The organism is Oricola nitratireducens (assembly GCF_014904745.1).
Classification (GTDB): domain Bacteria; phylum Pseudomonadota; class Alphaproteobacteria; order Rhizobiales; family Rhizobiaceae; genus Oricola; species Oricola nitratireducens.
On record NZ_JACZCS010000035.1, the window covers coordinates 96,912 to 117,015 of the forward strand.

A 20,104-nucleotide genomic window follows, 5' to 3' on the forward strand; every position below is an offset into this window, starting at 1 on the left:
ATGGCTCAAGGAAATGACAGCAATAGCGGCGCATTCAGCGGTTTCGGCGCCGAATGGCAGGCCAGCAACCTGACGCCCGACGAAGCGCGGCGCGCCACCGACTGGGTCGAGACCAAGATCGACAAGCGCGCGCTCCTGACCAACAAGGAGCGCAAGGAAGACGTCCGCGACATCATGTGGCAGCTGGAAAAGGAGGGCGAAATCGTCGTCCACCGCGTCGGCGACGTGCATGAGCCGGTGATGGCCAAGACGCTCTATGGCTGGGACAAGAAAATCCCGACCAACAATCTGTGGCATCACAAGTCCTGCGGCCAGTGCGGCAACATTCCGGGATATCCGAGCTCCGTCCTGTGGCTGATGAACAAGATGGACATCTCGTATCTCGACGAGACCGACCAGACGTCGTGCACGGCCTGGAACTATCATGGTTCGGGCATCGGCAACGTGGTGTCGCTTGCCGCCGTGTTCCTGCGCAATTTCCACCAGGCCTATGTGTCGGCGAAATCGCAGGGCCTGCCGGAAGGAACCTACTATCCGCTGGTCCATTGCGGCACGTCCTTCGGCAACTACAAGGAAATCCGCGGCTTCCTGCTGCATTCGGCGGAATTGCGCGAAGAGGTGAAGAAGATCCTCGGCAAGCTCGGCCGCCTGATCGACGGCAAGCTGCTGATCCCCGAGGAGATCGTGCACTATTCGGAGTGGCTGCATGTCATGCGCCACCGGCTGAAGGAGCATCAGGTCGTCGATGTCAGCGGCATCCGCGCGACCGTGCATCCGGCCTGCCACGTCTACAAGATGGTGCCCGAAGACGTCATCTATGACGACACAGTTCTCGACGGAAACCGCGTTGCGGTGACGACCGGCCTGCTCGACACAATGGGCGCGCAGGTGATCGACTATTCGACCTGGTACGACTGCTGCGGTTTCGGCTTCCGCCACATCATCGGCGAGCGCGAGTTTACCCGTTCGTTCGCGATCGACCGCAAGATCCGCGTCGCGGTGGAAGAAGCACGCTCCGACGTGATGATCGGCCATGATACGGGTTGCATAACGACGCTCGACAAGAACCAGTGGATCGGCAAGGCGGTCGACAAGGTCTATGCGCTGCCGGTGATGGCGGACTGCCAGTTTGCCGCGCTGGCGCTCGGCGCCCATCCCTACAAGCTCGCCCAGTTGCACTGGCATGCCTCGCCATTCGAGACGCTGCTCGAGAAGATGGGCATCGACTGGGAGAAGGCGAAAGCCGAATTCGAAAGCTACCTGGACGACGTCAAGGTCGGGAAGATCGAGACCCTCTACGATCCGAAACGCGCCATCACGTCCGGTCCCGGATATGTCAAACCGAAGGCTCTGGCAGGGGAGGCGAAATGACCAAGCCGGTTCTTATCGTAGGCGGTGGTCCCGCCGGATTGTCTGCTGCCCACGCGCTTGCTTCGGCCGGCCAGAAGGTCGTCATGGTCGAGAAGGAGGACCGTCTCGGCGGCGCTCCGATCCTCTCCGGCTACGCCAAGCTGGTGCCGAGCCACGAATGGGCAAAGGACGCCATCGGCGGCATGGTCTCGCGTGTGGAAGGCAACGATCTGGTCGAGGTGCATCTCGGCACGATCGTGGACAAGTTCGACGGCAATCCGGGCGACTTCAAAGCGACGCTGAAGAACGGCAAGGCTATCGAGGCCGGCGCCACGATCCTAACCACCGGCTTCACGCATTTCGACAGCGTCAACAAGCCGGAATGGGGCTTCGGTACCTATCCGGACGTCGTCACGACAACCCAGGTCGAGCAGATGCTGTCTTCGGGTGCGGGCGTCAAATGCCCGTCCGATGGCCGCGAGCCGGATCGCGTGGCGATCCTGCTTTGCGTCGGTTCGCGAGATCGCCAGATCGGGCGCGAATGGTGCTCGAAAATCTGCTGCACCGTGTCGGCCAATATCGCCATGGAGATCCGCGAGTCGCTGCCGAACTGCAACGTCTACATCTACTACATGGATATCCGCACCTTCGGCCTCTACGAGGGCGACTACTACTGGGCGAGCCAGGAAGAGTACAAGGTCAAGTACATCAAGGCGCGCATCGCCGAGGTGACATCCGACGGCAAGCGGCTTCTGGTAAAGGGCGAAGACACTCTGGTCAAACGGCCGATCTCGATCCCGTTCGACATGGTCGTTCACGCTATCGGCATGGATCCGAATGTCGACAACATGACGATTTCGGCGGTCTTCGGTGTGGACCTCAACAAATACGGTTACGTCAACAAGACGTCGACCTACGCACATCTGGCCGAAACCAACCGGCCGGGCGTCTTCGTCGCCGGTTCGGCGACCGGGCCCGAGACGATCGACGATTCCATTGCCCAAGGGCAGGCGGCGGCGATGGCCGCGCTCAACATGGTCCGCAATCCGGTCTTGGAGGCGGCGGAATAATGTTTCGCCTTGCGCGAAAACCCGCGCCGGAGCCAGTCCCGCAAGGTCCCGTACTGGACCTGTCGGGGCCGCGGCTGCGCAGGGCGCTGGAGCATCTGATCGAATCCGCGGAACCGACCGGCGGCGTCGAGCGCTATGTAAGTGCGCTCGTGCTCAAGGCTTCGCTGTTCGAGGAACTTCTCGGCAAGGGCCGCGTCAGCGAGATGACCGAGGCGGAGTTTCTTGACCTCGCGGCCTTCATCACGCCGGTGCGCCGGCGCGTGGGGCCATGGATCGGCAAATATGGTTACGATGTGCTGCACCGTGCGATCGTCCGGCTGCTCGACGGCTGGGCCGATCCGGAGACGGCGGATTTGAGGCTCACGCGGTTCATCGCGACCTTCCCGGAAGACCGCGAACACCGCTGGATGCGCGATCTCGGCGCCGAAATCCTGCATTTCACGGCCCCGGACCGCTATCCGCTGATGACGCGCTGGGTCTGGGACAACCGTGTCGGAACCGGCGTGTTGCGGGAAATCTGGTTCGCCGACGATGTCGACACCGTGCAGATCGACGTGCCGGACACCTATGAAAGCTTCGTCATGCTTGGCGAGGAAATCGAGGGTTTCCTGAAGGAAAACGGCGTTTTCCGCGACCTGACCTTCTACGGCGATCTGCTGATGGCGCATGTCTATGCCGCCTATATCAACGATCGCGGCGGCCAGTATCTGCGGTCCGATTTCGCCAATACCGGCGACCCGATGGCGCATACACGCCGCATGCTGGGGCTCGACTCCGTCGATACCGAAACCGGCAGAACCCGTTTGAAACTGATTGACGGCACGGCGCATGTGCTTGGCACCGCGCGGCAGGTCGAACATACGGAGGCATCCTGATGCCAATCCACGAGAAGTCGCTGATCCGCCCGGAAAACCTCGTCGAGCATGACGAACTCGTCATCGACGGCGTCGATGTTTCCGGCCACTGGAGCACGTTCATCGAAACGCGCGCCATCAGCGACTACAATGAAGATTTGCAGGACGAAATCGGGGCGCTTGGCGGTGGCGAGAACATCCATCGCTGCTGGCAGTGCGGTTCCTGCACCAATGCCTGCACCGTCAACGCGATCAACCCGGACTTCAATCCGCGCTACTGGATTTACCTGATCCGCCTGGGGATGGAATCCGAACTGGTTCGCGACAAGGACATCATCTGGCAGTGCGTTTCCTGCAACAAATGCACCTATGCCTGCCCGCGGGACGTCAATCCCGAAGGCGTGATGAAGGCGACGGCGCATTGGCTGGAAATGAAGGGCCACACCGAGAAAAAGCCGTCGATGATCTTCGACGAGGCGTTTTCGGAACAGGTCTTCGACACCGGCAAGATCGAGGACGGTCTGGTGCTGCGTCAGTTCTTCCAGCGCACGGGCCAGCCGCTGACCCAGCCCTGGCTGGTGACGCTGGTGACCGGCCTGATCAAGCGTTTCCCCGTATTCTACCTGATGCGGCTCGGTCTCGCGACCGTGTTCCGGCCGCGCACGAAGGGGTGGAGCAGGGCGAAAGCCGCCATTAACGAATATGTCGAGGAAGTCGAGGCAGCGAACCGCAAGGCGCTCAAACTCGATGCGAAGGGAGCCGAGTAAATCATGTCCGGCAAGTACCAGAAGGTCGCCTATTATCCCGGTTGCGCTCTCGAGGGCAGCGGCCACGCCTATAACCGCTCGACCAAGGCAGTCGGCAAGAAGCTCGGCCTCGATCTCGTTGAGCTGAAAAACTGGAACTGCTGCGGGGCGATGGAGGTCAAGAACATCGATCCCAAGATCCAGACCTATCTGTCGGCGCGCAATCTTTCGATTGCCGAGGATATGGGCTTCGATACGGTGATGGCGCCGTGCAACGGCTGCTACCACAATCTGAAGAAGGCCGAATACGATCTTGAGAACGACGAGGCTTCGCGCGAGGTCAACTCCCGCCTGAGCGGAAAGGCCGGCCACAACACCTACGAATCCGGCAAGGTCGAAACCATCCATGCGCTTGACTGGATCAAGCACTCGGTAGGCGAGGAAGGCATCAAGGATCGGGTGAAGAACTCGCTCAAGGGGCTCAAGGTCGCGAACTACTACGGCTGCATGTATACGCGCCCGCGCCACATCTTCCCCGAGAAAGACAAGGGGCCGGGCTCAGAGTCGACCTCCAAGCCGCATTTCATGGACGAGTTGCTGGCCGCGGCCGGTGCGGAGAACGTCGATTATCCGCTGAAGACAGCGTGTTGCGGCGGCGCGCACGCTCTCTCGGACAGCGATACCTCGACCAAGCTCGTGCTCAACCTGCTGACCACGGCCGAGGCCTGCGGCGCCGACGTGATCGCGACGGAATGCCCGACCTGCCACACCGGTCTGGAGATGCACCAGATCCGTGCCGAGAAGGTTCTCGGGCGCAAGACGAGCGTCAAGATCCTCTATTTCACGCAGTTGCTCGGCATGGCGATGGGGCTGTCGCCGAAAGCCGTCGGCGTGCACGAAAACTTCTCGGATTCCATGTCGCTGATCAAGGAAAAGAAACTGGCATGACAGACAGCGCACGCATGTCGATCGACGATGTCACGGTCCGAGCCGAGGAACTGATCGGCAGCTCGGACGAGGTGCTAGCGCGCGATGCGGCCGGTATCGCGGCCGAGTTGCTTGCCATGGGGGAGGACATTCTCGCCGCATGGCACGAGGCAAAGGGTGCTGTTCCGACCGGGGAGAAGACGGAAGGCTTCCGTCTGCTGGCGCTGCACCGGCAGGGCGCGCGGGGCAATCCGAGTTTCAACGCATGCCGCGAAACCTGCCGCGAAATCGTGTATCATCACAACCTCGTCCTGCACGATCCGGAGGCATCCGATGTCGCACATACGATCAGGCTCGGTGCGATGGTCGTCAACCATCTGGCGTTATTCGTCGGTGGTAAGCTACAAGAAGCAGGGCTGGGTGATTTCTGCTGTTCGTCGCGCCCGCTGCGGCAGTCCGAGACATCCAACCCCGCAACAGAAACCGTTTGAACAAGGAGGCCGCTCATGCCGGTGGTCAGAGGCTGTAATCTTCCCGACGATCTGCTCTACGACGTCGAAAACAACTTGTGGTACCGCGACAATGGCGACGAGACGTTTACCGTCGGCATGACGATGATCGCGACCGGCATGGCCGGCCAGCTTGTCGCCTTTACCGCCAAGAAGGCGGGCAAGACGATCAAGGAAGGCAAGTCCTGCGCGACGATTGAATCCGGCAAGTGGGTCGGTCCGGCAAAGCTCGGCTTTGAATCGGAGATTACCGAAACCAACGAAGAGCTGTCCGCCACGCCCACTTTGGCCAATTCCGACACTTACGGTGCCGGCTGGATGGTCAAGGTGAAGCCGGTGGACTTCGCGGCCGCCAAGGGAATGCTGACGCCCGGCACCGAAGTGGCCGGGCCGTATGAAGCCAAGATGGCCGCGGACGAGTTCGCTGGTTGCGCGGCGTAAGCGAGGCATCGTGACGAAGCTCATTGTCCGCAAGCCCGGAAATAACGGGCGAAAATCAGCCATTGCCGTTGCGGCAGCTCGAGACAAGGCCGGCCTTCAGGCCGGGGCGGCGTTCGCCGGGGCCGCGATGGCGCTGACATTGTTCGTGATTACCGCAGTGCTTTTAACGCGGGCATGACCACGCCGGATATGGCCGGCAAGGAGAAGAAAATGAGCACAGATACCAATGCGAAATCGATGTCGCTGATCGTGACAAAGGGCACGCTCGACTGGGCCTATCCGCCTTTCATCCTGGCGACCACGGCTGCGGCGATGGGCCTCGACGTGACGATGTTCTTTACCTTCTACGGGCTTGGGCTGCTCAAGAAGGACCTCAACCTCAAGATCAGCACGCTCGGCAATCCGGCGATGGAAATGCCGATGATGGGCATGCACATGGCGATGCCGAACCTGATCTCGGCGCTGCCGGGCGTCGACGGCATGGCGACCGGCATGATGAAGAACCTGATCAAGAAGAAGGGCGTCGCCTCGATCGAGGATCTGCGCGAACTGGCTGTCGAAGCCGACGTGCAGATGATCGCCTGCCAGATGACCATGGACCTGTTCGAATACAAGCGCGAGGACATGATCGACGGGCCAACGCTTGGAGGCGCGGCCAGCTATATCGAAGTCGCCACGAAGAGCGACATTAACCTTTATATCTGACAATAATCGGCGGGATGGAATCACCATCCCGCCGGTATGCTTACGGACGCCACCGTTCTGGCGGGAGGATCATAGATCAATCGGAGACCCGGCCGAGCCGGGGGGATGGGGACTAATGAAACGGCATAGCAACAAGAACATTTCCGGCCTGCTCCTCGGCAGCCTTGTCGCACTTTCGGCGACCTGCGCCCCTGCATTCGCGACGGACGGCTATTTCCAGGTCGGCTTCGGCGCCCGCCAGGGCGGCATGGGCGGCGCCGGTGTGGCGGATTCGACCGACGCGATGGCCCAGACGCTCAACCCGGCCGGTATCGTCGGGGTCAAAGATCAGTGGCAAATTGGCGGTGCGCTATTTATGCCGTTTCGTGGATACGAGGCTACAGGGGCTGGCTTTGTTGCGCGGCCAGGTGTCGACAGCGATGCAAATATTTTTGTGATGCCGAATTTCGCCTTGGTGCGCCAGATTGATTCGCAATCTGCATGGGGTATTTCCGTGTACGGTAATGGCGGCATGAATACCACTTATCCGAACGTGGCGAATCCATCCTGTGGCCCCGGTAGCGGCATTTTTTGCGGCGGCGCGACAGGTGTCGATCTGATGCAAGCCTTCATCTCGGTCGACTATGCCCGACAGATGGGGCCTCTGAAGGTCGGTATTGCTCCAACCTTGGCGGTGCAGCGGTTCATGGCCAAAGGCTTAACCGGCTTTGGTGTTCCCGAGAACGGTTACGATTATTCGGTCGGTGGTGGCGTGCGTGCCGGTATCGAATGGGAGGCTATGCCGGGACTGCGTTTCGGCCTGTCCGGCCAGACCAAGATGTACATGACGAAGTTCGACAAATATGCCGGCCTGTTCGCGGAGCAGGGCGGATTTGACATCCCGGCGCAGATAACGGCCGGTGTCGCCTTCGACGCGACGCCAGATTTAACGCTAGCCTTCGATTATCAGCGCATTTTTTACGGCGGTGTTCCCTCAATCTCGAACTCCTCGACCCTGCCGCCGCCGTTTGGCGCCGACAACGGTCCGGGCTTCGGCTGGCACGACGTGAACGTGTTCAAGATTGGTGCCGAATGGCAGGCAAACGCCGCGTGGACGCTACGAGCCGGTTATGCCTATAGCGACAATCCGATCAAACCGACGGATGTGATGCTGAACATTCTCGCTCCAGGCGTAACCCAACACCACATCTCGGCTGGTGCAAGCTACAAGATGTCAGATCGCAACACGGTTGATTTCTTCGCCATGTATGTTCCCGAAACGAAGGTTACGGGTCCGGACGTGATGGGTGCTCCAGGAAGCGAAATCACGCTGAAAATGCACCAGTTCCAGCTTGGATTCGGTCTGACCCGCACGTTCTGAATCCACGAAACGAAACCCGAGAAAACGGGCGCTTGCCCGCAAAGGAGGAAAAATGGCCGATCAGGTTCTCGACGCAAAAGGGCTGAACTGCCCGCTGCCCATTCTGCGCGCGAAGAAAGCGTTGAAGGAACTGCCGACGGGCGGCACGCTGGAAATTCATGCGACCGATCCGGGCGCGGTGAAGGATTTCGAGGCGTTCTGCCGCAGCACCGGCAACGAACTCCTGGAGTCGCGCGCAGAGGGAAGCACCTATATCTTCCTGATCAAGCACACGAACTGATTTGTCTGACAGATGAAGAATGCCGGCGCCGTGTGCGCCGGCTTTTCTATACGCAGAATTCGGCGTAAAGCGCCTTGATGATCCGGCGAATGCGGTCATCGGCAAGCGTATAGACGATGGAACGACCTGTACGCTCGAAATCGACCAGGCCGTCTTCCCGCAACCGGGCCAGCTGTTTCGAGACAGCGGCCTGCGGGACACCAAGCATCTGCTCCAATTGGCCGACGCTCGCACCGGTTTCGGCGAGGCGGCACAGGATCACAAGCCTGGAAGGATGGGCCAGCGACTTCAGGAACTGGGTCGTGCGTTCGGCGTTTTCCAGCATCTGGCCGGAAACGGCCAGATCTTCGAATTCTTCCGGTTCGGCGACAGTTACGGACAGCGTCTTCTGCTCCCTGCTAGAGTGTTTTTCTTGCCGTCACCATCTAAGCATGGCGCCAATGGAGCGCAAGTCAGGTAACGGTCCCGGCATTTTGCCTTTTTTGGAATTGTACCGTGTTCCGCCGCGGCAGTATAGGCCGCGTTCCGTCGCACCTGAACAGCAGCAAGGTGGCCAGTGTCCGGATTTTCGGCGCAATTGCCGTGGGCGAACGCATTTTTCCGGGATCTTAGCTGTTTCGCGTTTTCGATCCGAGCTGCTATGGACCGTTTTCATGAATGAACATTCGCGCCTTTACAGGGAAAACGTACCGCGCCTGGCCATCGCGCCGATGATGGACTGGACGGATCGGCATTGCCGGTTCTTTCATCGGCAGTTGACGCGTCGCGCGCTACTTTACACCGAGATGGTGGTTGCCGACGCGGTGATCCATGGCGATCGCGAGCGCTTGCTGGGCTATGACGCCGTCGAGCATCCGGTCGCGCTGCAGCTTGGCGGCAGCGAACCGGAAAAGCTTGCCGAGGCGGTGCGGATCGCGGCGGATTTCGGCTATGACGAAATCAACCTGAATGTCGGCTGTCCGTCCGACAGGGTCCAGTCGGGCACGTTCGGCGCCTGCCTGATGCGCACACCGGATCTCGTTGCACGCTGCGTCGAGGCAATGAAAGCGGCGGTTCCGGCCGGCCTCCCGGTTACGGTGAAGTGCCGGATCGGCGTCGACGATCAGGATCCGGAAATCGCCCTGTTCGATCTCGCAGCCCGGGTGATCGAGGCCGGAACGGATGCGGTTTGGGTTCATGCGCGCAAGGCGTGGCTGGAAGGGCTTAGCCCGAAGGAGAACCGGGATGTTCCGCCGCTCGACTACGATATCGTCTATCGCCTGAAGGCCGAATATCCGGATTTCTTCATCGGGATAAACGGCGGCATTAAGGATCTGAGTGAGGTGGCGTCGCACCTGGAACGCGTCGACGGCGCGATGCTCGGCCGCGCAGCGTATCAGAATCCCGGCCTTCTGGCGGACGCGGACGGCATTGTCTACGGCGACACGGCCGCTCGCCCGAATCTCTGCGACGTCGCCGAGACCATGGCGGATTATGTCGATCGCCACGTGGCGTCGGGCGGCAAGGCGAACCACGTCACGCGGCACATGGTCGGGCTTTTCCATGGCGTCGCCGGTGCGCGCCACTGGCGCCAGATCCTGTCGACGCAGTCGGTGCGCCCCGGCGCGAACGGCGATGTTGTACGCGAGGCGCTGCGCTCGGTATTGGACGCGGGCCGCGAGGCGGCTTGATTTCAACTTTACCGCTTGCCATCGGCGGTAAATCTGGCCATTTCCTCTGCGCTGTTTGAATCCGGGGACGGGGAACCGAATTGGACCATTTCGCATTCATGGATGTCGCTTGGCTTGTCGTTGCGCTAGCCGGGGCGGGCGTGGTCGCAGGATTTCTTGCCGGCCTGTTCGGTATCGGCGGCGGCGCGGTCCTTGTGCCGGTCTTCTATCAGGTCTTCGGGCTTGTTGGCGTCGACGAAGGGCTGCGCATGCATCTTTCGGTCGGAACGTCGCTTGCTATCATCGTACCGACCTCGATCCGCTCCCTGATGTCGCACAAGAAGAAGGGCGCGGTCGATATGGAGCTGTTGAAGAGCTACGTGATCGCCGTGCCGACGGGCGTGCTGATCGCGACGCTCATCTTCGCGTCAATTTCGGGGGCGGAATTGCGCGTGATCTTTGCAGTGATCGCGATCCTCGTCGGCTTTCGGCTGATCATCAACCGGTCGGACTGGCGTCTCGGAGACGACCTGCCCACGGGCGCCGCGCGGTTCGGCGTGGGCGCATTGATCGGCTTTCTCTCCACGCTGATGGGGATTGGCGGCGGTGTCCTGAACAACACGTTCATGACGCTGTTCAACCGGCCGATCCACCAGGCCGTCGCGACGTCGGCGGGCGTCGGCGTGCTGATCTCGATCCCGGGATTCATCGGATCGATGTGGGCCGGCTGGGGCGAAGAGGGATTGCCCTTCTTGTCGACCGGCTACGTCAACTGGCTTGCCGTCGCGCTCGTCATCCCGATTACGCTGCTGATTGCGCCGCTCGGCGTGAAATTCGCCCACAAGCTGGAAAAGCGCCAACTCGAAGTCGGTTTCGGCCTGTTTATGTTCGTCGTCGCCGCCCGTTTCTTCTACAGCGTTCTCTAGCGTTTCAGTTGCGCAGGACCATGCGGTCGCGTCGCACCTCGAAAGAGTGCAGCGTGTCGAGGAAATTCATACCCAGCAGATTGGAGGACAGCTGGCTGTCGCTGGCGACAAGGGCGGTGATGTTGCGCCGGGTTATCCCGCCGATCGCAATGTCGAGCCCGGTGACCCGCGCCGCCATGGCGGTGCCGTTCGCGGTTGCGACGGGAATGTGAAAATCGAGACTGTCCGGGTCGATCCCGGCTTTGCGGGCGTTTTCCTCGGTCAGCACGACCGTCGATGCGCCGGTGTCAACGAGAAAGGTCTGACGCGAACCGTTGACGGTGCCGCTGGTCTCGAAGTGGCGGCCGCGCCGGTTGATCGTGACGGAGAGGCTGCCGTCGGCGCTTTGCGACGATACGGGTTCGCCCGGAATCAGTCCGGACGTCACACGGGCGGCGGTATCGTGCAGTTCGAAGCGATACTCATAGCCGATAACCAGCATGATGATGATGGCCAGCCATATGCCGGCCTGGCGCGCCATTTCGCCGAAGCGCTGTCCGGAGGCGAACAGGCCTGCCGCGAGCACCGTGCCAAACAGGCCGAGATAGACGGTGCCTGCGAACTGGCTCTCGGTCATCGGTCCGATCGTTCCGTCGTTGCCGTTGAAGATCAGCACGAGGAGGCTGGCGCCGAGAATGCCGAAGACGAGAAAGGCGAACGGGTTCATGGTGCGATCACGCTTCTTCGGCCGAGGCGCCGCGTTCGCGCGCCATGCGCCGGCGTTTCGTCTCGCGGCGCGGCTTGCGTTCGATGGTTTCCAGGCGCTCTGGCAGCAGCGCCATGATCTCGCGGCGGTGTTCGGGAGAATAGGTTAGCCATTGTGCGATTTCGTCACGTGTGCGCGCGCATCCGAAACAGTAGCCTGTGTTCAGGTCGATCGAACAGACGAGGATGCAGGGCGATTCAATCGCGTTCATGGCGCCTCCTTCTGCATCAATTGGGGATGGAAATCCCGAGCGCAAGTCCGGTAAAGAGCGTGATCTCGACGATCTGCTGGCAGGCGCCGAGCGTATCTCCGGTATGGCCGCCGATCATGCGGGTGCAAAATCGCGAAAAGCCCTGCAGCGCAGTCAGCGCCAGCAGTATGGCAATCGCCGCATTGACGAAACCGGCCGAGGCGACGGCGAGGATCGCGAAAATGGCAAGTCCGGATATCGCCGCGGTGCCGACGGCGTTCTCCGACGGCTTTCCGGCCGCATCCGCGACGCCGCCCGGACGCGCATTGGGCAGGCCTGCCCAGAACCAGACCATTGCCGCCCTCGAACAGGCGGCGACAGCGATGAGGCCGAGACCGGCGGCAAAGGCGCCATGCGCCTGCACCATCACCGCAAGCGCCGCGCTGCGCAGCAGAATGCTTCCCGCAATGGCAATGGCGCCGTAGGTGCCGATGCGCGAATCCTTCATGATTTCCAGACGTTCGTCCTTCGTGTGGCCGCCGCCGAATCCGTCGGCGACGTCGCCGAGCCCGTCCTCATGCAGCGCGCCGGTCGCCGCGATCAGCGCGAGGATGCAGAAGACTGCGGCCATGAACGGCGGAACGCCGATCGTCGACAGGACGAGAAGGAGCAAAGCCGGCGCGGCGGCGATCACGACGCCGGCAAGGGCGAAACCCGCGGTGTCGTCGCGCATCGCGGGCGAAGGGCCTCCGGCTTCGAAATAGCGCTGCGAAACGGGCAGACGGCTCAGAAAGCCGACGGCGCGCATCGTCTGCGCCACCAGAGTCGTCATCGGTTCGGATGGATCGGCCATGGTCCCAGCTTTTTGTTCGCGATTGCGCGACTGCGTGTCGCTTCGGGTGCGCCGTCGTGTATAGGGCAGGGGCAATAAACACGCCACAGCTTTCCCGATAGGAGCACATAGTGACCAGCGGCCTGCCATTCGACGATTTCCGCAACCTTCTGAAGAATCTGCCGGGTCCCGACGAGGCGGCTGTTGCCGCCGTGCGCGAGCGTGACGCCCAATTGACGAAGCCCGCAGGTTCGCTCGGGCGACTTGAGGAGATCGCCGAGTGGCTGGCTGCCTGGACGGGCCGCGCGCCCGCCGTGACGCGGCCGCTTGTGGCGGTGTTCGCCGGCAACCACGGAGTGGTCAACCAGGGCGTCGCCCCCTATCCGCAGAGTGTCACGGCGCAGATGGTGGCAAACTTCGCCGCCGGTGGCGCGGCGGTCAACCAGATCTGCATCGCCAACGATCTTGGCCTGAAGGTCTTCGATCTGGCGCTCGACTATCCGACGTCGGACATCACCCAGGACGCGGCGATGGACGAAAAGACCTGCGCGGCCACCATGGCCTTCGGCATGGAGGCGATCGCAGGCGGCACGGATCTGCTGTGCATCGGCGAAATGGGAATCGGCAACACGACGGTGGCGGCGGCCATTTTCCACGGCCTCTATGGCGGCGATGCGGCCGAATGGGTCGGACCGGGCACCGGTTCGGCAGGCGAAGTGCTGACGTGCAAGATCGATGCCGTGGCGCGCGCCGTCGAACTGCACCGCCCGCATCTCGGCGATCCGCTGGAACTGCTGCGCCGTCTCGGTGGACGGGAAGTCGCGGCGATGGCGGGAGCGATCCTTGCCGCGCGCGCGGAGCGTATTCCGGTGATCATCGACGGCTATGTCGCGACCGCCGCGGCCGCTGTTCTGCACGCCGCCAATCCGGCGGTGCTCGACCATTGTCTTGCAGGGCATGTCTCGGCCGAGCCGGCGCATGCCAAGGCGCTGGCCAGGATCGGCAAGGAACCGTTGCTGTCGCTCGGCATGCGGCTCGGGGAAGGGTCCGGCGCGGCGCTTGCCGCCGGCATCGTCAAGGCCGCCGCGCTTTGCCATTCCGGCATGGCGACGTTTGTCGAGGCGGGCGTCAGCGACAAGGATGAGTAGTTCTGAGCCGCTCCGGGGCGCTCAGCCCTCGTTGACGGCCGCCGCCTGCGGCTGAGCGGCCGGCTTTACGGTGCGCGACCGGGATTTTCTGCCGGGCGCGACGGGTGCCGCGGGCAGGACATCCATGACGCGCGCCGGTGGGAAAATGGCGATCGCTTCGGTGCCTTCGCGCAGTTTCGATTTCAGCTTGAACACGCCATCATGCATCGCCATCAGGGCCTGGACGATGGGAAGGCCGAGGCCGGTGCCCTGTTCCGCGCTCTTGATGGCAATCGATCCCTGACCGAAGGCCGAGAGGACGACCGGTATTTCGTCCTCGGGAATCCCGGGTCCGTTGTCCTTGACCGAAAGATACTGGCCTCCGGAGGCGGTCCATCCGGTCTTCACCTTGATTTCGCCCTCGGACGGCGTGAACTTGACGGCATTCGACAACAGGTTAAGCGCGACCTGGCGGACCGAACGCTCGTCGGCGAAGAGCCGCGGCATGTTCGGTTCGTATGCGTGGTCGATGCGGATTTTCTTCTGTGTCGCCTTGAGCTGCACCAGGCCGATGCAATCCTCGACGATATCGACGAGGCTGAGCGGCTCCTCGACCAGTTCCTGCTTTCCGGCTTCGATACGGCTCAGGTCGAGGATTTCATTGATCAGTTTCAGGAGATGCTGGCCCGACTGGTTGATATCGGCTGCATAGGCCTTATAGTTCTCGTTCTGCATCGGGCCGAGAACCTCCTTCGCCATCACTTCGGAGAAGCCGAGGATGGCGTTCAACGGGGTGCGCAGTTCATGGCTCATGGAGGCGAGGAACCGGGATTTCGCCAGATTTGCTTCCTCGGCGCGGCGGCGGGCTTCCTCGGAAATCGAACGCGCCATTTCCAGTTCCGCGACGAGAGCGTTGTTCTCGCTTCTGAAACTCAACGATGCGAGGCTTGCCCGGTTGAGGCGGATCGCGATGAAGGAAAAGAACAGCAACGCTGCGAGCAGGCCGGCGGAAGCCGTGATGCCGCGCGGATCGAACATTCCGTCGTGAACGATCGCGAAGACGACCAGCGGAATGCCGAATTCGGCGAGGACGGACCAGCGCAGATTATGGCTGATCGTGACGGTCGCGGCCATTGCAACAAGCAATGTCAGCGCCTTGAAAAAGAGTATGTCGACGCTGTCGCAGGCGACGCAGGGCGTATAGGCGAACCATGCCCAGCAAAGCCCGAGCAGAACATGCGTGCTGATGAAGAGCGGCGCCCAGCGGGCCGGATTGCGCTTGTCGACCTTGAGCGAAAGATACCGGCGGGCGAGAAATCCCCTGGCGATATACATGCTGGTCGAAACGATCGCCCAGGCGAACATGTTGGCGCCCATGCCGGCCGCCGCCGCGCCGAAGGTGACAAGGGCGATAAGAAGCATGATCGCGGGCGTGCCGGACAGGACTGTGCGTGCGTTTGTCGCCAGCAACTCCGCATCGAACCCCGGATCGGAGATGCCTTGTTCGGCCAGACGGTCGCGCGTTTTGCGGACAGCCTTGCGCACATCGCTGTTGCGATAGGACTTTCGCCGGTCAACAATGGTCTTGTCGGGGAATTCCGACGGAAATTGACTCATGACTTCAACAACTTACGCTTCACACGTCCGGCATGGGCGTCCCGTTTGGGTGAATGAACATTATTTCCAAAACGTTAAAAACTCCCTTCAAATGGCGCCGGTCGCATGGCAAGACTGCATAGAAACCGGCGGAAAAAGCGCTCGGCGGCGCGGTGGCTTGTCGAATTTACGGGCACCTTTGCGCTTTTTCTCGGCGTCGCGATCGCTGCCGCCATTCTCGACGAGCGATCGATGCAGGACCTTTCCGGAATGCCGCGGGCCGCCGATGGCGACACGCTCGTCTTCGACGGGCGGCGCGTGCGCCTGGCCGGTATCGACGCGCCCGAACTGCATCAGACCTGCCGCCGTTCCGGCGCCGATTATCCCTGCGGGCGTCAGGCGCGGCTTTTTCTCGCCGGATTGCTGGAGGATGGAGAGACCGAATGCATGGGCAACGAGGAAGACCGCTATGGCCGGTTGCTGGTGCGCTGTATTTGCGCCAATACCGATGTCAACGCCGCGATGGTGCGGGCGGGATGGGCGGTGGCTTATGGCGGCTACGACAGCGAGGAGGCGGCGGCCAGACGCGAAGAGGCGGGTATATGGAGCGGTTCCTTCGTGCAGCCGGACGCGTGGCGGGCCAGCCGGGGCGGTCTGGCGGAACTCGGTCCCGCCGGCATGACCGACCGGCTTCTCAACCGCATGAAGGACATTCTCGGATACCGAACCGGAAAGGATAATCCATGACACAGCGCGAGTTTCCCGGCTGCAAGCTTTTTGACGGCGGCCGTGCGCCCAACCCGCGCCGGGTGCGCATTTTCCTCGCCGAGAAGGGAATTTCCGTGCCGCTCGTTCCAGTCGACATGGAATCTCTTGGCCACCGGAAGCCGGAAATCGAAATGCGCAATCCGATGCGGCGGTTGCCGGTGCTGGAACTGGAGGACGGGCGCATCCTGTCGGAAACAATCGCCATTTGCCGCTATTTCGAAGCCCGGTGTCCGGAGCCCTCGCTGTTCGGGCGCGATGCCTTCGAACAGGCCGAAATCGAGATGTGGCAGCGCCGCATCGAATTCCATTTCCTTTATGTGGTGGCGCAGGCGTTTCGGCACATCCATCCGGCGATGAAGGAGTGGGAGCAGCCGCAGATCGCGGAATGGGGCGAGGCCAACAAGCCGAAGGCGCTCGAATTCGCGGCCTTTCTCGACGACGAGCTGGCAACGCGCCCCTTCATCGCGGGAGAGAAATTTTCCGTCGCTGACATCACCGCGACGATCGCGACTGATTTCTGCAAACCGGCGCGCATACGGATTCGGGACGATCTGACGAATTTTCACCGCTGGTACGCCGCGATGCGGGATCGGCCCAGCTATACCGCATGAACGAAGACCTCTCAGCGCTTCTTGCCGATATCAGGGCATGCCGGATTTGCCGCGACACGCCGTCGTCCGGCATGCCGCTGCCGCACGAACCCAATCCGGTCTGCGTGCCGTCGGCAAAGGCGAGGATATGCATATGCGGGCAGGCGCCGGGGACACGGGTGCACAAATCGGGCCGTCCGTTCACCGATCCTTCCGGCGTGCGACTGCGCAACTGGATGGGGATCGGCGAGGAAGTGTTTTACGATCCCGCGCGTATCTCCATCATTCCGATGGGGTTCTGTTTTCCGGGGCATGACAAGAACGGTGGCGACCTGCCGCCGCGTCGCGAATGCCGCGCCGCCTGGCATGACCGGCTTTTCGACGCCATGCCGCAACTGGAACTCGTTATTGCCGTCGGCCGCTATGCGCAGGACTACCACATGGGTGCCGAGGTGCGGCCGACGCTGACGGAGACGGTGCGCAACTGGCACGCGGTTTTTGACGGGCGTCCTGCCGGCGGGGGCAAGCCGCGCATTCTACCGTTGCCGCATCCCTCGTGGCGCAACAATGCGTGGCTGAAGAAAAATCCGTGGTTCGATACCGAACTTCTGCCTGTGCTGCGCGCCGAAGTCACCCGTCTGACCTCATGAAACTGTGATTTTCACCCTCTTGGCGGAATATTTTTTTGCGTGTAAGGGGATTTTATCCACTTTACGCAAAAATATTCCAATAGAGGCATATATGGACAAGCTCGACCGGCGCATTTTGCGCATCCTCCAGGAAGACAGCACGATAGCCGTTGCCGATCTCGCCAAGAAGGTAGGACTGTCGACGACGCCGTGCTGGCGGCGCATCCAGAAGCTTGAGGAGGAGGGCGTCATCCGCAAGCGCGTGGCGCTTCTCGACCCAGTCAAGATCAACACCCGTGTGACGGTCTTTGTCTCGATCCGTACGAACTCGCATTCGACCGAATGGCTGAAGCGTTTCTCGGAGGTGATCGGGGACTTTCCGGAAGTCGTCGAGTTCTATCGCATGAGCGGCGATGTCGATTACCTGCTGCGCGTCGTCGTTCCGGACATCGCCGCCTATGACGCCTTCTATCAGCGCCTGATCTCGAAAATCGAAATCCGCGACGTGTCCTCGGCTTTCGCGATGGAGCAGATCAAGTACACGACGGAAATGCCGCTGGACTATATGGTGCTCGACAAGGCGTAATCGTGCCGGATTGACCTTGGTCAATGCGCGTTTTCAGATACATTAGCTAATTGAGATGTATCAACAGGAGGAGGCGCATATGAATTTCAGATCAATTCCGTCCTTGGGCGGCGCGGTGGTGCTTTCGGTTGCGACCGTATTCGCGGGAAGCACGGCGATGGCTGCGGGAAGCGACGTCGAAACGCGTGTCACCGAAAGCGGCTACGCTGACGTGGCGCAATCGGTACAGGACGCGATCGTCAATCGCGGCTTCAAGATCGATTATCATGGCTTCATCGGCGACATGCTCAAACGCACCGCCGGCGATGTCGGCGCGACGAAGGAACTCTACAAGGATGCGGAGTTCTTCACCTTCTGTTCGGCGGTCGTGTCGCGCAAGGTGATGGAGGGCGATATCGGCGACATCGCTTATTGTCCTTATGTCGTTTTCGTCTACGAGAACGCCGAAACGCCGGGCAAGGTGACGGTCGGTTTCCGGCGTTTGCCGGAGGGGGGCGAGCGTGACCAGGTCAACACGCTGCTGACCGATATCATCGACGAAGCGGCCGACGGCATGTAGGCGCGCGCGGCAGGAGATTGCGTCTATGGATAGGGCGGCCCGTTGCGCAAGCGGCGGGCCGCTTTCATTTACGGGCCTTGCGGTTCAGCCGTTCGAGCGTCTTTTCGGCCGAGAGTTCCTTGACGGCGTCCTTGCCGATCCAGCGTGCCGTGCGGTTGTCGGAGGCGGCCAGTCTTTCCGCCAGCGCCAGCGCCGGTCCGTGGCAGGCGAGCGAGCGCTTGCCGATGTTTCGCAGCGCCCAGTTCACGGCCTTCCTGACGAAGTTCCGCTCATCGGTCGCGTGTTTCTCGATCAGCGGCAGCCAGGCGAGGATGTCGGTGTCGGGACGCTTCTTCAGATGCACGGTTCCGGACGCCATCATCGCAAATGCCGCCCGGCGCACGAACTCGCGTTCGTCGGCGGCGAATTCGGGAATGAGTTCGTCGGCAAGGTCAGACGCGCAGAACAGGTCCGCCGCTTCGTCGACGATTTCCCACGAGGCGAAATCATCCGCCATGGCGAGGGCCTGTTCGACGGTCACCTGTTTCGGATCGTCGCTGTACATCGCCAGCATGCGCGCTTCGCGAATGCCGGACGCCCAGAGTTCGGCCGCCCGTTGATGGTCGCGTTTCAGTTTGCGGGCAAGCGGATGCAGGACGGCATTGGAAATACCGAGGGCGCTCGAGGTCTCGATGCCGTAACGCGCCATGCCGGCAATGTTCTCCGGCGATCGCAGGGACCGCAGATAGTCGATCGTCCGCTCGGCGGACCAGTCGGGCGAGGGCTCAGCCGGCGCCATCGATCTTGCGTAACCGCGCCAGCAGCGAAGACGTGTCCCAGCGGTTCCCGCCCATGGACTGCACGTCCTTGTAGAACTGGTCGATCAGCGCGGTGACCGGCAGGGACGCGCCGTTGTTATCGGCCTCGGACAGCACGATGCCGAGATCCTTGCGCATCCAGTCGACGGCGAAACCGTGTTCGTATTCGCCGGCGATCATGGTGCCGTGGCGGTTTTCCATCTGCCAGGACCCGGCCGCGCCCTTGGAAATGACGTCGATCACCTTGTGCATGTCGAGACCGGCCTTGAGGCCGAAATTGACGCCTTCCGCCAGTCCCTGGACGAGGCCGGCGATGCAGATCTGGTTGACCATCTTGGTGAGCTGGCCGGCGCCTGTCGGGCCCATCAGGCCGACCATGCGGGCAAAGCTTTCGATGACCGGCCTGGCGCGCTCGAAGACGTCCGCGTCGCCGCCGCACATCACGGTCAGCACACCGTTCCTGGCGCCCGCTTCACCGCCGGATACCGGCGCGTCGATGAAGTCGAAACCGCCGGCATCGGCGGCGGCGCGGAGTTCGCGCGCCACGTCGGCGGAGGCAGTCGTGTTGTCGATGAAGATCGCGCCCGACTTCATGCCGGAAAACGCGCCGTTCTCACCGATCGTGACGGAGCGCAGGTCATCGTCGTTTCCGACACAGGTGAAGACGAAATCGGCGCCGTCGGCGGCTTCCTTCGGCGTCGCGGCCATGGCGCCGCCGAACTCCTTGACCCATTTCCCGGCCTTGGATGCCGTGCGGTTGTAGACCGTGACGTCGTGGCCGCCCTTGACCGCCAGGTGGCCCGCCATGTGGTACCCCATTACGCCAAGGCCGATGAATGCCGCCTTTGCCATCTCAGATCACCTCTTC

The 20,104-nt window shown here is 61.7% G+C and carries 26 protein-coding genes; 19 read left to right on the forward strand and 7 right to left on the reverse strand.

Annotation, left to right across the window (positions count from 1 at the left end):
* The 11 genes from IG169_RS17125 (at nucleotide 1) to IG169_RS17175 (ending at nucleotide 8,242) form a co-directional block, all read left to right on the forward strand.
* Nucleotides 1-1,371 (forward strand): heterodisulfide reductase-related iron-sulfur binding cluster, encoded by a 1,371-nt coding sequence (locus IG169_RS17125; protein WP_193177450.1) that lies wholly within the window; start codon nucleotides 1-3, stop codon nucleotides 1,369-1,371.
* Nucleotides 1,368-2,420 (forward strand): FAD-dependent oxidoreductase, encoded by a 1,053-nt coding sequence (locus IG169_RS17130; RefSeq protein WP_193177451.1) that lies wholly within the window; start codon nucleotides 1,368-1,370, stop codon nucleotides 2,418-2,420. Before IG169_RS17125 ends, IG169_RS17130 begins: the two co-directional genes overlap by 4 nt.
* A complete protein-coding gene (locus IG169_RS17135; RefSeq protein WP_193177452.1) occupies nucleotides 2,420-3,295 on the forward strand; it encodes a hypothetical protein in 876 nt (291 codons plus the stop codon). Before IG169_RS17130 ends, IG169_RS17135 begins: the two co-directional genes overlap by 1 nt.
* Entirely contained in the window at nucleotides 3,295-4,041 is a 747-nt protein-coding gene (locus IG169_RS17140; protein ID WP_193177453.1) for a 4Fe-4S dicluster domain-containing protein, read from the forward strand. The genes IG169_RS17135 and IG169_RS17140 overlap by 1 nt, the downstream gene beginning before the upstream one ends.
* Before the next feature lie 3 nt (nucleotides 4,042-4,044).
* Nucleotides 4,045-4,968 (forward strand): CoB--CoM heterodisulfide reductase iron-sulfur subunit B family protein, encoded by a 924-nt coding sequence (locus tag IG169_RS17145; protein ID WP_193177454.1) that lies wholly within the window; start codon nucleotides 4,045-4,047, stop codon nucleotides 4,966-4,968.
* Nucleotides 4,965-5,438: a hypothetical protein gene (locus IG169_RS17150; RefSeq protein ID WP_193177455.1), complete on the forward strand. Its 474-nt coding sequence runs from the start codon at nucleotides 4,965-4,967 to the stop codon at nucleotides 5,436-5,438. Before IG169_RS17145 ends, IG169_RS17150 begins: the two co-directional genes overlap by 4 nt.
* A gap of 15 nt (nucleotides 5,439-5,453) precedes the next feature.
* Entirely contained in the window at nucleotides 5,454-5,897 is a 444-nt protein-coding gene (locus tag IG169_RS17155; protein WP_193177456.1) for a biotin/lipoyl attachment domain-containing protein, read from the forward strand.
* Between the two features lie 10 nt (nucleotides 5,898-5,907).
* Entirely contained in the window at nucleotides 5,908-6,075 is a 168-nt protein-coding gene (locus IG169_RS17160; protein ID WP_193177457.1) for a hypothetical protein, read from the forward strand.
* 32 nt (nucleotides 6,076-6,107) lie between these two features.
* Nucleotides 6,108-6,602 (forward strand): sulfur carrier protein DsrE2, encoded by a 495-nt coding sequence (gene dsrE2 / locus IG169_RS17165; RefSeq protein WP_193177458.1) that lies wholly within the window; start codon nucleotides 6,108-6,110, stop codon nucleotides 6,600-6,602.
* A gap of 115 nt (nucleotides 6,603-6,717) precedes the next feature.
* Complete coding sequence (locus tag IG169_RS17170) at nucleotides 6,718-7,962, forward strand: OmpP1/FadL family transporter (RefSeq protein ID WP_193177459.1); 1,245 nt, start codon at nucleotides 6,718-6,720, stop codon at nucleotides 7,960-7,962.
* Nucleotides 7,963-8,014: 52 nt separating this feature from the next.
* The gene (locus IG169_RS17175; protein WP_193177460.1) at nucleotides 8,015-8,242 is read left to right on the forward strand and encodes a sulfurtransferase TusA family protein; all 228 of its coding nucleotides are present in this window, start codon (nucleotides 8,015-8,017) and stop codon (nucleotides 8,240-8,242) included.
* Between the two features lie 46 nt (nucleotides 8,243-8,288).
* Here the strand turns inward: IG169_RS17175 and IG169_RS17180 are convergent, their stop codons facing one another.
* Nucleotides 8,289-8,567, reverse strand: coding sequence for an ArsR/SmtB family transcription factor (locus IG169_RS17180; RefSeq protein ID WP_193177461.1), 279 nt, complete (start codon nucleotides 8,565-8,567; stop codon nucleotides 8,289-8,291).
* Nucleotides 8,568-8,895: 328 nt separating this feature from the next.
* Between IG169_RS17180 and dusA the strand changes: the two genes are divergently transcribed.
* Nucleotides 8,896-9,912 (forward strand): tRNA dihydrouridine(20/20a) synthase DusA, encoded by a 1,017-nt coding sequence (gene dusA, locus IG169_RS17185; RefSeq protein WP_193177462.1) that lies wholly within the window; start codon nucleotides 8,896-8,898, stop codon nucleotides 9,910-9,912.
* A gap of 98 nt (nucleotides 9,913-10,010) precedes the next feature.
* A complete protein-coding gene (locus IG169_RS17190; RefSeq protein WP_193177519.1) occupies nucleotides 10,011-10,817 on the forward strand; it encodes a sulfite exporter TauE/SafE family protein in 807 nt (268 codons plus the stop codon).
* 4 nt (nucleotides 10,818-10,821) lie between these two features.
* Here IG169_RS17190 and IG169_RS17195 read toward each other — a convergent pair whose 3' ends face one another.
* From IG169_RS17195 to IG169_RS17205, 3 genes are read right to left on the reverse strand one after another with little or no spacing between them, the layout of a single operon-like run.
* A complete protein-coding gene (locus IG169_RS17195; RefSeq protein WP_193177463.1) occupies nucleotides 10,822-11,523 on the reverse strand; it encodes a retropepsin-like aspartic protease family protein in 702 nt (233 codons plus the stop codon).
* Between the two features lie 7 nt (nucleotides 11,524-11,530).
* Nucleotides 11,531-11,773, reverse strand: coding sequence for a DUF1289 domain-containing protein (locus IG169_RS17200; protein WP_193177464.1), 243 nt, complete (start codon nucleotides 11,771-11,773; stop codon nucleotides 11,531-11,533).
* Nucleotides 11,774-11,789: 16 nt separating this feature from the next.
* Nucleotides 11,790-12,605 (reverse strand): adenosylcobinamide-GDP ribazoletransferase, encoded by an 816-nt coding sequence (locus IG169_RS17205; protein WP_193177465.1) that lies wholly within the window; start codon nucleotides 12,603-12,605, stop codon nucleotides 11,790-11,792.
* A 107-nt stretch (nucleotides 12,606-12,712) separates the two neighbouring features.
* Here IG169_RS17205 and cobT point away from each other — a divergent pair, with 107 nt between their 5' ends.
* Nucleotides 12,713-13,732: a nicotinate-nucleotide--dimethylbenzimidazole phosphoribosyltransferase gene (gene cobT, locus IG169_RS17210; RefSeq protein WP_193177520.1), complete on the forward strand. Its 1,020-nt coding sequence runs from the start codon at nucleotides 12,713-12,715 to the stop codon at nucleotides 13,730-13,732.
* A gap of 21 nt (nucleotides 13,733-13,753) precedes the next feature.
* On the opposite strand, the gene IG169_RS17215 is transcribed toward cobT, so the two are convergent.
* On the reverse strand, nucleotides 13,754-15,328 hold the full coding sequence (locus tag IG169_RS17215; RefSeq protein ID WP_193177466.1) for a sensor histidine kinase: 1,575 nt from the start codon (nucleotides 15,326-15,328) through the stop codon (nucleotides 13,754-13,756).
* Between the two features lie 105 nt (nucleotides 15,329-15,433).
* Between IG169_RS17215 and IG169_RS17220 the strand changes: the two genes are divergently transcribed.
* From IG169_RS17220 to IG169_RS17240, 5 genes are all read left to right on the forward strand, one after another.
* Nucleotides 15,434-16,054 carry a thermonuclease family protein gene (locus IG169_RS17220; protein ID WP_193177467.1) on the forward strand — a complete coding sequence of 207 codons (621 nt, stop codon included), beginning with the start codon at nucleotides 15,434-15,436 and terminating at the stop codon, nucleotides 16,052-16,054.
* The gene (locus IG169_RS17225; RefSeq protein ID WP_193177468.1) at nucleotides 16,051-16,686 is read left to right on the forward strand and encodes a glutathione S-transferase; all 636 of its coding nucleotides are present in this window, start codon (nucleotides 16,051-16,053) and stop codon (nucleotides 16,684-16,686) included. Before IG169_RS17220 ends, IG169_RS17225 begins: the two co-directional genes overlap by 4 nt.
* Nucleotides 16,683-17,315, forward strand: coding sequence for a uracil-DNA glycosylase family protein (locus tag IG169_RS17230; RefSeq protein ID WP_193177469.1), 633 nt, complete (start codon nucleotides 16,683-16,685; stop codon nucleotides 17,313-17,315). The genes IG169_RS17225 and IG169_RS17230 overlap by 4 nt, the downstream gene beginning before the upstream one ends.
* A gap of 91 nt (nucleotides 17,316-17,406) precedes the next feature.
* Nucleotides 17,407-17,880 carry an Lrp/AsnC family transcriptional regulator gene (locus IG169_RS17235; RefSeq protein ID WP_193177470.1) on the forward strand — a complete coding sequence of 158 codons (474 nt, stop codon included), beginning with the start codon at nucleotides 17,407-17,409 and terminating at the stop codon, nucleotides 17,878-17,880.
* A 79-nt stretch (nucleotides 17,881-17,959) separates the two neighbouring features.
* Entirely contained in the window at nucleotides 17,960-18,439 is a 480-nt protein-coding gene (locus IG169_RS17240; RefSeq protein ID WP_193177471.1) for a DUF302 domain-containing protein, read from the forward strand.
* A 64-nt stretch (nucleotides 18,440-18,503) separates the two neighbouring features.
* Here IG169_RS17240 and IG169_RS17245 read toward each other — a convergent pair whose 3' ends face one another.
* Both IG169_RS17245 and IG169_RS17250 read right to left on the reverse strand, forming a co-directional pair.
* Entirely contained in the window at nucleotides 18,504-19,217 is a 714-nt protein-coding gene (locus IG169_RS17245; protein ID WP_193177472.1) for a DNA alkylation repair protein, read from the reverse strand.
* Nucleotides 19,204-20,088, reverse strand: a complete 885-nt coding sequence (locus tag IG169_RS17250) for an NAD(P)-dependent oxidoreductase (protein WP_193177473.1) — start codon at nucleotides 20,086-20,088, stop codon at nucleotides 19,204-19,206. The genes IG169_RS17245 and IG169_RS17250 overlap by 14 nt, the downstream gene beginning before the upstream one ends.
* Nucleotides 20,089-20,104 lie beyond the last annotated feature (16 nt).